Genomic DNA, 13,070 nt, shown 5'->3' with positions numbered 1-13,070 from the left:
TCAATCGTTGAGCCAAAAGATACAGATGACGATGTCGCTTACGCCAAATTCCGCAGACGCCCTGCTGTTTGATCTCGGCCGCGTCGTGCTGGATATCGATTTCACGCGCGTGCTGAAGGTCTGGTCGGACTACGCGCAGTGTACACCGGACGACATCGTGAGCCGGTTTGCGCGCGGCGACGTCTATATGCGACACGAGCGCGGCGAGATTTCCGACGACGCATTCTTTGCGCATCTGCACGACACGCTCGGTATCGATCTGACGCCGGCACAATTTCTCGAAGGCTGGAATGCGATCTTCGTCGGGGAGATGCCGGGCATCGCCGAACTCCTCGCGCATGCCTCGAAGCGCTGGCCGCTCTACGCGTTCTCAAACACCAATGTCGCGCATGTCACGCATTTCTCGGAACACCATGCCGATCTGCTCAGTCACTTCCGCACGGTGTTTCTGTCGTCCTCGATCGGGCTTCGCAAGCCCGATGCAAAATCCTATGAGCACGTCATCGCGGAAATCGGCATCCCCGCCGACCGCATCGTGTTCTTCGACGATCTTGCCGACAATATCGAGGCCGCCCGTGCTTGCGGATTGCAGGCCGTTCACGTCACCTCGCCGACATCGGTCGCCGAGGCGCTCAAGGCACTCGGGCTTTAGGTCCGCGAGATGCGCTGGAAGGCGATGCTGGTGAGGACGCCGAGCAGTGCCCAGAACAGCAGGCTGGTCAGGACCGCTGCAACGACGAAACTGTGCGACAGGGCTTCCGGGACATCCGTATGGCCAGCGGGCGCCAGCGGGGCTCCGATCAGATGCGGCAGGATGATCAGGCCAAGGCCGAGAATGGCGGCCCATGACGCCTTGCGGAAGACCAGCAGGCCGAGCCCCGCCGCGGTGGCGCAGGCAGTGCCGATCCACCAGGTCTGGCGCAGTGTGAGGTCGGCTACAGGCATTCCAGGCAGCTCCGGCGGCAGGCCGAGGCCGGGCGCCGCCGTGAAGACGACGAAACCGCCGAGACCCCAGAACAGCCCTTCCCGCCAGCTCACGGCCCGGCCACGCAGCGCGAAGATGCCGGCCAGTAGCAACGCGAAGCCGATGGCAGTCAGGATATTGGCGCCGGTGGTGAAGGCATTGCGCTGCAAGCCCTCGGCAGGCTCCCATTCAGCCTCATGGCTATGGGCGGCGGCGCCATGGTCGTGCGTATGGGCGGGCTGGGCAGCAGCCGTCGGCGCAACAGCGGCCGGAGCTTCCGCCTTGCGCTCATAAACTTCGCTTTTCTGGATCAGGGGAATGGTCCCGACCATCTGGGCGCCGGTGATGGCAGCGCCAGAGATCACGCCAGCCAGCGCTGCCGAGAAGACGATCGACCTGAAGACGGACATGTCTCAGTGGCAGGGGAATGCGTTGGCGTGGCGCGTGTCGTGGGCCGCATTATGGACCGCGCTGATATGCGAGAAACCGACCACCCCGACGATAAACAGACCGAGCGCCATGGCCAGAACGGCCTGCACGACGACATTAACGTCAGTGGTGACGGCGGAGATCTGGGCGGTCTGGGTCTGTTGCATCGGAATCCTCGCGAAATAGAGGGCCAATTTAGCCGAGTTGCTCCGGCGGCGCGACCGTTAATTTTACATCGCGCGGGCGAGATCGCGGCTGGTCAGATGAAAGTTCGCATCTGCCGCTACCGACGCACGCACGAGCTTGGCGCTAGCCGCCGCCTGGAACACCGCTCTGTGGTCTTGAAAATAGGCCGCGCAGTCCTCCGGCGACGGGTAGCGCCGGAGCAGCGTCCGGAACGCATGACGGTGCACCATGCATAGCCCGCGATGGCCGGACGGCCGGAACGCCAGCGCATCCACATCCGCCCGCCAGATAGGCGCTTCATCGGCGGTTGCGGCGTGGTTGTCGGTCATGATCGCCGATGTCTACCGTGTTTCCCTGCCCTGCCAAAGCGCCGGTGGTTTTGCGTCCGCTCCCGCTCTCCGCTATGACGGGCGCCCACACTGCCGGAGATCCCCGCGATGGCCCTGATGCCGGTTACCGATGCCATGGCCGCGATTCTCGCGGGCGCCGATGCGCTGCCTGAGGAGATGGTGCCGCTGGAAGACGCGTTCCACCGCGTGCTCGCCCGCGACATCGCTTCGCTGCGCACCCAGCCACCGGAGCCCATGTCAGCGATGGACGGTTATGCTGTGCGCGCCGCCGATGCGACGTTGGGCGCCAAGCTCCGCGTCATCGGCGAGATCGCCGCAGGCAAGCCATTCGACCGCCCGCTGCAGACCGGCGAAGCCCTGCGAATCTTCACCGGCGGCGTTTTGCCCGCTGGCGCCGACGCCGTGGTAATCCAGGAAGATACTACGCGCGATAGCGATATCGTCGGGATCAACGAGGCCGCGATTTCCGGCAAGCATATCCGCCCGGCCGGCGTCGATTTCAATGAAGGCGATGTACTGCTGCGCGCCGGCACCCGCCTCACCGACCGCGATCTGGCGCTTGCCGCCGGCATGAACCATCCGTCACTGCCCGTGCGGCGACGGCCGGTCGTTGCCGTGCTCGCCACCGGCGACGAACTGGTCATGCCCGGCGCGGTCCCCGGCCCCGGCCAGATCGTGCTCTCCAATGGCTTCGCGCTGCGTGCACTGGCCCGTGCCGAAGGCGCCGAGGTGATCGATCTCGGCATCGCCGTCGACACGTTGGAGGCGACCACATCGGCCATTCAGCGCGCGATCGATCTGAAGGCGGACGTGCTGATCACCACCGGCGGCGCGTCGGTCGGCGACCACGACCTCGTGCAGCAATCCCTGATCAATGCCGGCGTCGAGATGGCGTTCTGGCGCATCGCCATGCGGCCCGGCAAGCCGATGATGCACGGACGCCGCCAGGGCATGCGCGTGATCGGCCTGCCCGGCAATCCCGTCTCGTCCTATGTCTGCGGCTTCCTGTTCATGGTGCCGCTGCTGCGCGCGCTATCCGGCCGAATCGAGGTCGCTCACGCGCTCGAACCCGCGGTGCTTGGCCGCGACCTCGCCGCCAACGACCAGCGCGAGGACTATCTGCGCACGCGTCTGGAAACCCGCGCCGACGGCACCGTGGTGGCGACGCCGGTGATGAAACAGGACTCGTCGCTGCTGGGAAATCTGGCTGTTGCCGAAGGACTTCTGATCCGCAAGCCATTCGCTCCCGCCGCCGCCGCTGGCGATTCCTGCGCGATCATGCGACTGCCTGTTTAAAGGCCGAGATGCGCGATGGGATGCCGGGCCACCGGAACTTCCGCCGCGCGGCATGTTCTCTGAGCTTTTTTCTGACTGAGATACCTTAACGCGGCTTCAGTCACTGAATTGTCACGTAACGCAGCGAGACATCGCTGCGAAACAAGATCGGTGCACAAATGGACTATTTCAAACGCTTCAATTTCCTGTTTGCGATGCCAACATTCGACGCCGACGATCTCGAGGGCATTCGCCTCAATCAGATCGTCGATGAGATCGAGCGTTCCGGCTTCGAGGTCGTCAAGGCGCGCAAGCTCGAAGACGCCACGATCGCGGTCCAGACCGACGCGGCGATCGGCTGCATGGTGGTCGACTGGGGCAAGAGGGGCCTCGAAGGCAAGACCGCGGCGCTGATCAACCTGATGCGCAAACGGGGCCTCGATTTCCCCATCATCCTGCTGATCCGTCGCAAGCGGTTTGAAGACGTCCCGGTCGAGGTGCTCGATTTCATCGACGGCTATGTCTTCCTGTCGGAGGAAACACCGCCGTTCATCGCCAAGAATCTCATCAGCCGGTTGAAGCAATATGCCGAGACGCTGAAGACGCCGTTCTTCGGCGCTTTGGTCGACTATGCCGAGGAAGGCAACCAGCTCTGGACCTGCCCGGGCCACAATGGCGGCGTGTTCTACAGCCGCAGCCCGATCGGCCGGGTGTTCATGGAACATCTCGGCGAAGCCGTGTTTCGCGACGACCTCGACAATTCCGTGCTCGATCTCGGCGATCTGCTGACTCATGAGGGCCCTGCGCTGCAGGCGCAGAAGGAAGCCGCGCAGATTTTTGGCGCGGAGAAAACCTATTTCGTGCTCAACGGCACCTCGACCTCCAACAAGGTCGCGCTATCGGCTCTGGTCACCGATGGCGATCTGGTGCTGTTCGATCGCAACAACCACAAGGCGGCCCTGCACGGCGCATTGATGATTTCAGGCGGTGTGCCGATCTATGTGCCAACGACGCGCAATCCCTGGGGCCTGATCGGCCCGATGAACTGGGATGCGCTCGACGAGGACGCGCTGCGCGAGCGCATCCGTATCAATCCGCTGGTCACGGATCCCGAGGCCTGGAAGCGTCCACGCCCGTTCCGCGTCGCCGTGGTCGAACAGTGCACCTATGACGGCACCATCTACAGCGCCGAGATGATCATCGCGCGCATCGGCCATCTCTGCGATTACATCCTGTTCGACGAAGCCTGGGCGGGTTTCATGAAATTCCACCCGCTTTATGCCGGCCGGTTCGCCATGGGACTCAAGGACCTTGGCCCGGATTCGCCGGGTATCATCGCGACGCAGTCGACCCACAAGCAGCTCGCGAGCTTCTCGCAGGCGTCGCAGATCCACATGAAGGATCGTCATATCCGCGGCCAGAAACGCCGCGTCGAGCATCGGCGCTTCAACGAAAGCTTCATGCAGCACGCCTCGACCTCGCCGTTCTATCCGCTGTTCGCATCATTGGATGTCGGCGCGCAGATGATGAAGGGCCGCTCGGGCGAAGTGTTGTGGGACGACACGATCCGCCTCGGCATCGAACTGCGCAAGAAGATGCGCGCTGTGCGCCGCGAATTCGAGGAGAAGGAAACCCGCGCCGAGCGTCGCTGGTTCTTCGAACCCTTCGTGCCCGAGCGCGTCGCGATTCCCGACGCAGCCAGCGAAGGTGCTGTTCACAATGTGCCCTGGGAAAGCATCGGCACTGACCAGCTGGCCACCAATCCGGCTTATTGGCAGCTCGCGCCGGACGCCGCCTGGCATGGCTTCCCCGGCATGGAAGCCGGTTTCACCATGACCGATCCCAACAAGCTGACGGTGCTGACACCCGGCTTCGACCGCACCACCGGCGGCTATGCGGAACACGGCATCCCCGCGCCCGTGGTGGCGCAGTTCCTGCGCGAGAACCGCATCGTGCCGGAGAAAAACGACCTTAACTCGCTGCTCTTCCTGCTGACGCCCGGCGTGGAAGCCAGCAAGGCCGGCACGCTGATATCGGGCCTCGTCGCCTTCAAGAAGCTTCATGACGACAACGCCCTGCTCGAAGACGTCATCCCGGAATTCGCACGGCGCAGGCCCGCGCGTTACGCGGGCATACGCCTGAGGGATCTATGCGGCGACATGCACCGGTTCTTCCGCGAGGCCAATGTGAGCGAACTTCAGACCAGGCAATTCTCCGCTGACCATCTGCCGGAGATTGCCATGTCACCCCATGATGCCGCGCGCTGTCTGGTGCGCAACGACGTCGATTACCTCCCGATCGATGAGATCTTCGGGCGCGTCGCGACGACGCCGTTCGTGGTCTACCCGCCCGGCATCGCCACGATCGTCCCCGGAGAACGGCTCACCGAACGGTCAAAGCCGATGATCGATTATCTCAGGATGTTCGAGACCTGCTTCAACACCTTCCCGGGCTTCGACGTCGAAATCCAGGGCATCTACCGCAAGGTCGACGCCAATGGCCGGATCCGACTTTACACTTACGTGGTCTCCGAATAGGGAGCACGTAAGGAGCCTGATTTGCCAACGGAACTCGAACAGCCGGTCGTCATCCGACCATCACGCGACACCGACGTCGATGCCATGCTGGCGATCTATCGCCGGCACATCCGGCAAGGCGTCGAGGAAGGCGTCAGCGACGCCGACACGCCGCAGCCCGACGATCTCAGAGACCGGCGCAAGAACCTGCGCAGCAAACGGTTCCCGCATCTCGTCGCCACGCAAGGCGGCGAGGTCGTCGGCTACGCCTATGTGGTGCTGTTTCGGAAGCGACCGGCCTATCGCTACACGGTCAAGCATTCGATCTATATCCACCACGGACATGTCGGCCGGGGCATCGGCCGGCTGTTGATGCGCGAGTTGATCGATGTCTGCGCGGCGGCCGGCTTCCGGCAGATCATCGGCTATATCGATGCCGACAACACGGCCTCGCTCGGCTTGCATGAGAGCTTCGGCTTTGCCCGCGTCGGCTTGCTGCCCGGCGTCGCCTATCGCTCCGGCCGCTGGGCCGACACGATCATGGTTCAGCGCTCGCTGGCGACCGGCTCCACGACTCCGCCGCCGCCCATTGGGCGCGTGACGTCCGCGTAGCCCAAGCGACCGCGGAAGCATTTTCCATGTCCGTCGAGGATCGACGACTGGTGAGGAACAGCCTCCTCAAACCTCACTCAACGTGCGTTCTGTTGACGGCAAATTAAGCATTGCAGAACACATATGGAACATATAGTGTTCGTTCATGATTTGTTTCGAGATTCTGTGGCTTTGAGTAGTTTGAGAGTGCCCGAACTCGCGCAACCGATCTTCGAACGATCGTCTCAGGATTGAGACTCACCGTTCGAAGGCCCTTTGAAACGCACGCGGCGGCCGACACCGTCAACTGAGGATGGCTTCAGATGCTCACGCGCAAACAATACGAACTCCTGCGATTCATCGATCAACGGCTGAAGGAAGCCGGCGTCCCGCCGTCCTTCGACGAGATGAAGGATGCGCTCGACCTGCGCTCGAAGTCCGGCATCCATCGTCTGATCACGGCGCTGGAAGAACGCGGCTTCATACGCCGTCTGCCCAACCGCGCCCGTGCCATCGAAGTCATCAAGCTGCCAGAGCTCGGCGCGCCGGTCACCGGCGGCACCGGGCGCCGCGGCTTCACGCCCAGCGTCATCGAAGGCACGCTTGGCAAGGTGCGTTCGGCCGCCAGCATCGCCAGCAACAGCGGCGATGATGACAATGGCCGCACGGTTGCCATCCCGGTCATGGGCCGGATCGCGGCAGGTACGCCGATCGAGGCGCTGCAGACCCGCAGCCACACCATCAGCATGCCCGCCGACATGCTCGGCTCCGGCGAACATTACGCGCTCGAAGTGCGCGGCGATTCCATGCAGGACGCCGGCATTCTCGATGGCGACACGGTGCTGATCCAGCGCAACGAAAGCGCCGACACCGGCGACATCGTGGTGGCCCTGATTGACGACGAGGAAGCCACGTTGAAGCGCTTCCGCCGCCGCGGCGCGTCGATCGCGCTAGAGCCAGCGAACGACGCTTACGAAGTTCGCATCCTGCCGCCTAACCGGGTGCGCATTCAGGGCAAGCTGATCGGCCTGTATCGCCGCTACTGAGATTTGCGCCTCGGCGGATTACTGATCTTCGGGTTGAAGATCGGCTTCCGCCGGCGTCGCATCCACCGGCCGATTTTGTGGCGTACGACTGTTCGGGATCAGATCGTGCTGGGGCTCATCAGGAATGGCGCGCGACCACGGACGGTCCAAGCCCCGTGGCCGGACGGCATCGATGGTAAAGCCGTTCGCAGTTCGGTGCAGGCTCACCGCGCCATTTCGTTGCAAGCGATCCTGATCGATCACCAGCGCCCTGCAATCCCTCGGCGATTGTCGCGCCGTGACGATGAGCGCCGCTTTCTCGCAATCATCTGCGAAGGCATCCGGCTGTAAGACCAGCGCCACCAAAGCCCCATCGGCCAGCGCCGTGATGCACCCGTCGCGGTCGCAGGACACACCGTGGCTGAGGGAGGCATCCGTTGGCAGCCGGGCGTCGGCATCACCGGCAAGCCACTCCTTCGCGAGAAACGCATCCTTGGCGCTGCGCATCATATGCAGGCGCCCCTCCCTGCCCCGTACCGCAACGCTGTGACCGTCACCCGAAATCAGGACATCCGGCTGCTTGACCAGCAACGCCCAGACAATCGAGAGCGCAAGCACACCAAGCCCTGCGAGGCGCAACGGCGTGCGCAGCAATCCCAGCACGATGATGCCGATACTGGCTGATATCAGCGGTCCCGTCCCGAAGGCCGGCATCCGGCCGATGGCGCCGGGCAAGGCTGCCACCCATTGCGTGACGACAATCATCCACTGGATGCCGACATCCATCAGCCGCCAGAACACACCGTCAAAGCCAAACGGCATGGCCACCAAACCGAGAATGCCCGCCGGCATAACCAGTGCCGAGACCACCGGCATCGCCAGGAGATTGGCGACGACGCCATAAGGCGTGACGCGATGGAAATGAAAGGCAGCATAGGGCGTGGTGGCAAGGCCCGCGACCAGCGAAGCCAGTACGAGCATCGCGATCTCGCGTCCGCCCCATAGCGCCACGCGCGCGGTCGCGGAATGATCGGGCGAGGCAAACAGCGCGGGCATGCCTATCTGCACCAATGCGACCAGCCCCAGCGTCGCCGCGAATGACATCTGAAAACTCGGATGCACCAACGCTTCCGGCGAAACGATCAGCACAACCATTGCTGCCACCGCCAGCGTACGGAACGTCACCGCCCGGCGATCGACCATGACAGCGATTAGCACGACGGCCGTCATGAAGAACGAACGCTGCGTGGCGACCTCGGCGCCGGACAGCAGCAGATAGAACAGCGCAGCCAGCAATGCCGCAGCAGCAGCGACTTTCTTGATCGGGAACGTCACCGTCAGCACGGGGATCAGTGCCAGCAGCGCGCGGATCGCAAAGAACACGACGCCGGCGACAACGGCCATGTGATAGCCGGAGATCGACAACACATGACCGAGGCCGGAGATGAACATCGCATCATTGACGTCAGCCGAAATCGCATCGCGGCGGCCCGTGAGCAGCGCCGTGGCAATGGCGCGGCTATCACCCGAGAGCACGGTGCGGATCCGCGCGTCGATGGCGTCGCGTAGCCCCTGCATGGTCGCCGAATAGCGTAGCGCCACACTCGGCTGTATCGGCGGATCGACTGCCTTGATGCCGCCCATCACAAAACCGGACGCGCCGATCCCTTGAAAATACAGATCCCGTCCGAAGTCGTAGCTCCCCGGCCGGAGCGGCGGCAGCGGCGGCTGCAGCCTTGCCTTCAATTCGACGAAGCTGCCGACGGCAGGCGCCATGCCCTTCTTCACCGACAGCCGCACACGGGTGAGCTTCGGTGCGGCGCGCGGGCTGTCCATCGTGGCAACGCGCAGCACGAAGCGATCCGTGCGCTCCCGTTCCTCGTGAGTTTCAACGAAGCCGGTCAGCGCGACGGAATAGAGCGGCTTCGCCAGAACCTCATGAGCCACGCGCGCGGTTTTCATTGCAGCCATCGCAAAGCCGGCCGCGATTGCCGCAATGAGCAAGATCAAGGGAAACCATCGCTGCCGCCGCAGCAAAAACGCAGCCACGCAAAGAAGGCCTGCCGTCGCAGCGGCAACCCAGGCCACCGGCTCATGCTCAGCGGCAAAATACAGCGCGATGCCGGTCCCGAAAGCGATCGGCACCCAAGGCAGCAAGCGACCGGGACCAGCTTCGGCCCACACCCACGTCCAGAGCGTCTCGAAGCCCGACGTTGATGACGTCGGTGACGGGAGAGCGACGCCTGCCGTGGCCGGCGGCGGCCATGTGGTCGCCGTGCCGGATCGGCCCCGCCGCTGTTGCTGATCCCCGCCCCGCGCCATCGAACGCCCGCACGCCAAGCTTGTCCTTCCGAATGCTATCGGAAGGGCAAGCGGCGGCTAGCGGAACGGATGCAGAATACGAAAACTAATCCCTAGGGTTGCTCAAGCGAGCTTGGCGTAGCTGTCGCGCAGACCGACGGTACGGTTGAAGACCAGCTTGCCCGGCGCTGAATCCTTGTCGCGACAGAAATAACCCTGGCGCTCGAACTGCACGACATCGCTTGTGTTGTCGCTCGCCAGCGCTGGCTCAAGCATGGCGCCGGTCAGCTTCTCCAGCGAGTCCGGATTGAGCTGCGATGCGAACTCGGTCGCATTGGGCTGCGGATCGGCGAACAGCTGATTGTAAACGCGCACTTCCGCCTGCACGGCATCTGCAGCGCTCACCCAATGGATCGTCGCCTTGACCTTGCGGCCGTCCGGCGCATTGCCGCCCCGGGTTTCCGGATCATAGGTGCAGCGCAGTTCGACCACCTCGCCGGCAGCGTTCTTGATCACGTCCTTGCAGGTGATGAAATAGCCGTAACGCAAGCGGACCTCGCGGCCCGGCGCCATGCGGAAGAACTTCTTCGGCGGCTCTTCCATGAAGTCGTCATGCTCGATGTAGAGCTCGCGGCCGAATGAAATCTGCCGGTTGCCGAGCGACGCATCATCGGGATGGTTGATGGCTTCGAGCTGCTCGGTCTGTCCTTCCGGGTAGTTCTCGATCACCACCTTCAGCGGCTTCAGCACCGCCATGCGGCGCTGCGCCGTGCGATTCAGTGTCTCGCGCACGGCGAAATCGAACATCGAGATATCGACGGTCGAGTTGGCCTTGGCGACACCGATGCGCTTGACGAATTCGCGCAGTGCTTCGGCAGGAATGCCGCGGCGCTGCAGGCCGGCCAGCGTCGGCATCCGTGGATCGTCCCAGCCGGTGACATGGCCGCCGCGGACAAGTTCGGTCAGCACGCGCTTCGACAGCAGCGTGTAGGTCATGTTGAGGCGCGCGAATTCATACTGATGCGGCCGCGATGGCACCGGCAGATTTTCCAGGCACCAGTCGTAAAGCGGCCGGTGATCCTCGAATTCGAGCGTGCAGATCGAATGCGTCACGTGTTCGATGGCGTCGGATTGGCCGTGCGCGAAGTCGTAGCTCGGATAGATGCTCCAAGCGGTGCCCGTGCGCGGATGGTGCGCATGCAGGATGCGATAGATCACGGGATCGCGCAGGTTGATGTTGCCCGACGACATGTCGATCTTGGCGCGCAGCACGCGGGCGCCGTTCGGGAATTCGCCGGCGCGCATCCGCGCGAACAGATCGAGGTTCTCGTCGACCGGGCGATCGCGGAACGGGCTGTTCTGGCCGGGCTCCGTCAGGGTGCCACGCTTAAAGCGGATTTCTTCCTGCGACTGGTCATCGACATAGGCCTTGCCCGCGCGGATCAGAAGTACCGCCCAGTCATAGAGCTGCTCGAAATAGTCCGAGGCGTAATGCAGGTTGCCCTCGCCCCACTCGAAGCCGAGCCAGCGCACATCGCGCTGGATGGCGTCGATATATTCCTGCTCTTCCTTGGTCGGATTGGTGTCGTCGAAACGCAGGTTGCAGTGACCGCCGAATTCCTCGGCGACGCCGAAATTCAGGCAGATCGACTTGGCATGGCCGAGATGCAGGTAGCCGTTGGGCTCCGGCGGAAAGCGCGTCACCACGCTCTTGTGTTTGCCGGATTGCAGGTCCGCCGCAACGATGTCGCGGATGAAGTCACGGCCTGCGTCGGATACCGATTCGTCTGTCATTTGCTGCCTTTCAAGCTGCGCCCTATGTGCCAAATCCGGAAGGCCGCGCCAAGGCCGGATCAGGGGCCGGGTCCCGCGAAAGGGCCTTTTCCGATGCGGTTCCGGCCCCAAATCCGCGTTTATTCGCCGTGAGACAGCGCCCTGTCGTTGTGATAAACGCCCGCCAACACTCACACCGAACTCGATCGAACCCGCTGATATGACCGCTCCCGTCGTTACCCGTTTCGCCCCCTCGCCGACCGGCTTCCTCCATATCGGCGGTGGACGCACCGCGCTGTTCAACTGGCTCTATGCCAAAAAGACCGGCGGCAAGATGCTGCTGCGGATCGAGGATACGGACCGCGAGCGTTCAACGGATGCCGCGATCGACGCCATTATCGACGGGTTGAAGTGGCTGGGCATCGAATGGGATGGCGACACCGTCTTCCAGTTTGCCCGTGCCGGCCGGCACCGCGAAGTCGCCGAACAGCTGCTCGCCGAGGGCAAGGCGTATTACTGCTATGCCAGCGCCGAGGAACTGCAACAGATGCGCGAGACCGCCCGCGCCGAGGGCAAGTCCAAGCTCTATAACGGACTGTGGCGCGACCGTGATCCGTCGGATCCGCGCCCCGACGTCAAACCGACGATCCGCCTGAAGGCGCCGCTCACCGGCGAGACCGTGATCGAGGATCAGGTACAGGGTCGTGTGGTCTGGCAGAACGAAAATCTCGACGACCTCGTGCTGCTGCGTGGCGACGGCAATCCGACCTATATGCTGGCGGTGGTCGTCGACGACCATGACATGGGCGTGACGCACGTGATCCGCGGTGACGATCATCTGATCAACGCCGCGCGCCAGAAGCAGATCTACGACGCGCTCGGCTGGACCGTGCCCAGCATGTCGCATATTCCGCTGATCCATGGGCCTGATGGTTCGAAACTCTCGAAGCGCCACGGTGCGCTCGGCGTCGAAGCGTATCGCGCGCTGGGCTATGTGCCGGCTGCCCTGCGGAATTACCTGGTACGCCTCGGCTGGAGCCATGGCGATCAGGAAATCTTCTCGACCCAGGAGATGATCGACGCCTTCGACCTGTCGGGGATCGGCCGTTCCGCCGCGCGCTTCGATTTCGCCAAGCTCGAAAATCTCAACGGTCACTACATCCGTCACACCGACGATCAATCCCTCGTGACCATGTTCGAGGACGTGCTGAATTACGTGCCCGGCGGCCCCGAACTGAAGGCGAAGCTCAACGACACCACGCGCGCCCAGCTGTTGCGCGCCATGCCCGGCCTGAAGGAACGCGCCAAGACGCTGATCGAACTGATCGACGGCGCCAATTTCATCTTTGCCGATCGCCCACTGGCGATGGAGCCGAAGGCGCAGGCCGCGCTGACGCCGGAAACCCGTGTGTTGATTGGCAAGTTGCGCACGGCACTGGAAGCCGTCACCGACTGGACCGCAGCAAATGCCGAAGCCGCCACCCGCGCCTTTGCCGAGGAAGCTGGCATCAAGCTTGGCGGGGTTGCGCAACCGCTTCGCGTGGCGCTGACCGGCAAGACCACATCGCCCGGCATTTTCGATGTTCTGGCGGTATTGGGACGGCAGGAATGCCTGGACCGGCTCGCCGATCAGGCATCTATTTAGCATAGCTGTAGGCTG

Annotated in this window: 11 protein-coding genes; 6 read left to right on the top strand and 5 right to left on the bottom strand. The window is 63.3% G+C overall.

The annotated features are described in order from the left end of the window. Positions 1-25 precede the first annotated feature (25 nt). Positions 26-652: an HAD-IA family hydrolase gene (locus AB7813_RS02745; protein WP_439063774.1), complete on the top strand. Its 627-nt coding sequence runs from the start codon at positions 26-28 to the stop codon at positions 650-652. On the opposite strand, the gene AB7813_RS02740 is transcribed toward AB7813_RS02745, so the two are convergent. The 3 genes from AB7813_RS02740 to AB7813_RS02730 all read right to left on the bottom strand — a co-directional run bounded on the left by AB7813_RS02740 (position 649) and on the right by AB7813_RS02730 (position 1,908). Further along, on the bottom strand, positions 649-1,374 hold the full coding sequence (locus tag AB7813_RS02740; protein ID WP_439063773.1) for a CbtA family protein: 726 nt from the start codon (positions 1,372-1,374) through the stop codon (positions 649-651). The two genes, AB7813_RS02745 and AB7813_RS02740, sit on opposite strands and share 4 nt — an antisense overlap. Positions 1,375-1,377: 3 nt before the next feature. Beyond that, positions 1,378-1,560, bottom strand: coding sequence for a CbtB domain-containing protein (locus AB7813_RS02735; protein WP_089264725.1), 183 nt, complete (start codon positions 1,558-1,560; stop codon positions 1,378-1,380). Positions 1,561-1,623: 63 nt separating this feature from the next. Beyond that, complete coding sequence (locus tag AB7813_RS02730; protein ID WP_439063772.1) at positions 1,624-1,908, bottom strand: hypothetical protein; 285 nt, start codon at positions 1,906-1,908, stop codon at positions 1,624-1,626. A 108-nt stretch (positions 1,909-2,016) separates the two neighbouring features. Here AB7813_RS02730 and AB7813_RS02725 point away from each other — a divergent pair, with 108 nt between their 5' ends. The 4 genes from AB7813_RS02725 to lexA all read left to right on the top strand — a co-directional run bounded on the left by AB7813_RS02725 (position 2,017) and on the right by lexA (position 7,357). Continuing rightward, positions 2,017-3,225 carry a molybdopterin molybdotransferase MoeA gene (locus AB7813_RS02725; RefSeq protein WP_120289987.1) on the top strand — a complete coding sequence of 403 codons (1,209 nt, stop codon included), beginning with the start codon at positions 2,017-2,019 and terminating at the stop codon, positions 3,223-3,225. Positions 3,226-3,383: 158 nt separating this feature from the next. Next, positions 3,384-5,741, top strand: coding sequence for an Orn/Lys/Arg decarboxylase N-terminal domain-containing protein (locus AB7813_RS02720; RefSeq protein ID WP_441227880.1), 2,358 nt, complete (start codon positions 3,384-3,386; stop codon positions 5,739-5,741). 21 nt (positions 5,742-5,762) lie between these two features. After that, a complete protein-coding gene (locus AB7813_RS02715; protein WP_256461303.1) occupies positions 5,763-6,332 on the top strand; it encodes a GNAT family N-acetyltransferase in 570 nt (189 codons plus the stop codon). Positions 6,333-6,634: 302 nt separating this feature from the next. Continuing rightward, positions 6,635-7,357 carry a transcriptional repressor LexA gene (gene lexA, locus AB7813_RS02710; RefSeq protein WP_068730850.1) on the top strand — a complete coding sequence of 241 codons (723 nt, stop codon included), beginning with the start codon at positions 6,635-6,637 and terminating at the stop codon, positions 7,355-7,357. Positions 7,358-7,375: 18 nt separating this feature from the next. Here lexA and AB7813_RS02705 read toward each other — a convergent pair whose 3' ends face one another. Next, positions 7,376-9,658 carry a ComEC/Rec2 family competence protein gene (locus AB7813_RS02705; RefSeq protein WP_439063771.1) on the bottom strand — a complete coding sequence of 761 codons (2,283 nt, stop codon included), beginning with the start codon at positions 9,656-9,658 and terminating at the stop codon, positions 7,376-7,378. A gap of 102 nt (positions 9,659-9,760) precedes the next feature. Further along, positions 9,761-11,431, bottom strand: a complete 1,671-nt coding sequence (locus AB7813_RS02700; RefSeq protein ID WP_439083580.1) for a glutamine--tRNA ligase/YqeY domain fusion protein — start codon at positions 11,429-11,431, stop codon at positions 9,761-9,763. Between the two features lie 199 nt (positions 11,432-11,630). Between AB7813_RS02700 and gltX the strand changes: the two genes are divergently transcribed. Next, the gene (gltX, locus tag AB7813_RS02695; protein WP_175367087.1) at positions 11,631-13,055 is read left to right on the top strand and encodes a glutamate--tRNA ligase; all 1,425 of its coding nucleotides are present in this window, start codon (positions 11,631-11,633) and stop codon (positions 13,053-13,055) included. Positions 13,056-13,070 lie beyond the last annotated feature (15 nt).

The organism is Tardiphaga sp. 20_F10_N6_6, from assembly GCF_052076045.1.
Lineage (GTDB): Bacteria > Pseudomonadota > Alphaproteobacteria > Rhizobiales > Xanthobacteraceae > Tardiphaga > Tardiphaga robiniae.
This window is presented reverse-complemented; position numbering and strand designations above follow the sequence as displayed.

Coding starts and splice junctions, on each gene's coding strand:
- AB7813_RS02725 (WP_120289987.1), top strand. CDS start 2,017: ATGGCCCTGATGCCGGTTACCGATGCCATGGCCGCGATTCTCGCGGGC.
- AB7813_RS02700 (WP_439083580.1), bottom strand. CDS start 11,431: ATGACAGACGAATCGGTATCCGACGCAGGCCGTGACTTCATCCGCGAC.
- AB7813_RS02705 (WP_439063771.1), bottom strand. CDS start 9,658: ATGGCGCGGGGCGGGGATCAGCAACAGCGGCGGGGCCGATCCGGCACG.
- AB7813_RS02730 (WP_439063772.1), bottom strand. CDS start 1,908: ATGACCGACAACCACGCCGCAACCGCCGATGAAGCGCCTATCTGGCGG.
- AB7813_RS02740 (WP_439063773.1), bottom strand. CDS start 1,374: ATGTCCGTCTTCAGGTCGATCGTCTTCTCGGCAGCGCTGGCTGGCGTG.
- lexA (WP_068730850.1), top strand. CDS start 6,635: ATGCTCACGCGCAAACAATACGAACTCCTGCGATTCATCGATCAACGG.
- AB7813_RS02745 (WP_439063774.1), top strand. CDS start 26: ATGACGATGTCGCTTACGCCAAATTCCGCAGACGCCCTGCTGTTTGAT.
- AB7813_RS02720 (WP_441227880.1), top strand. CDS start 3,384: ATGGACTATTTCAAACGCTTCAATTTCCTGTTTGCGATGCCAACATTC.
- gltX (WP_175367087.1), top strand. CDS start 11,631: ATGACCGCTCCCGTCGTTACCCGTTTCGCCCCCTCGCCGACCGGCTTC.
- AB7813_RS02735 (WP_089264725.1), bottom strand. CDS start 1,560: ATGCAACAGACCCAGACCGCCCAGATCTCCGCCGTCACCACTGACGTT.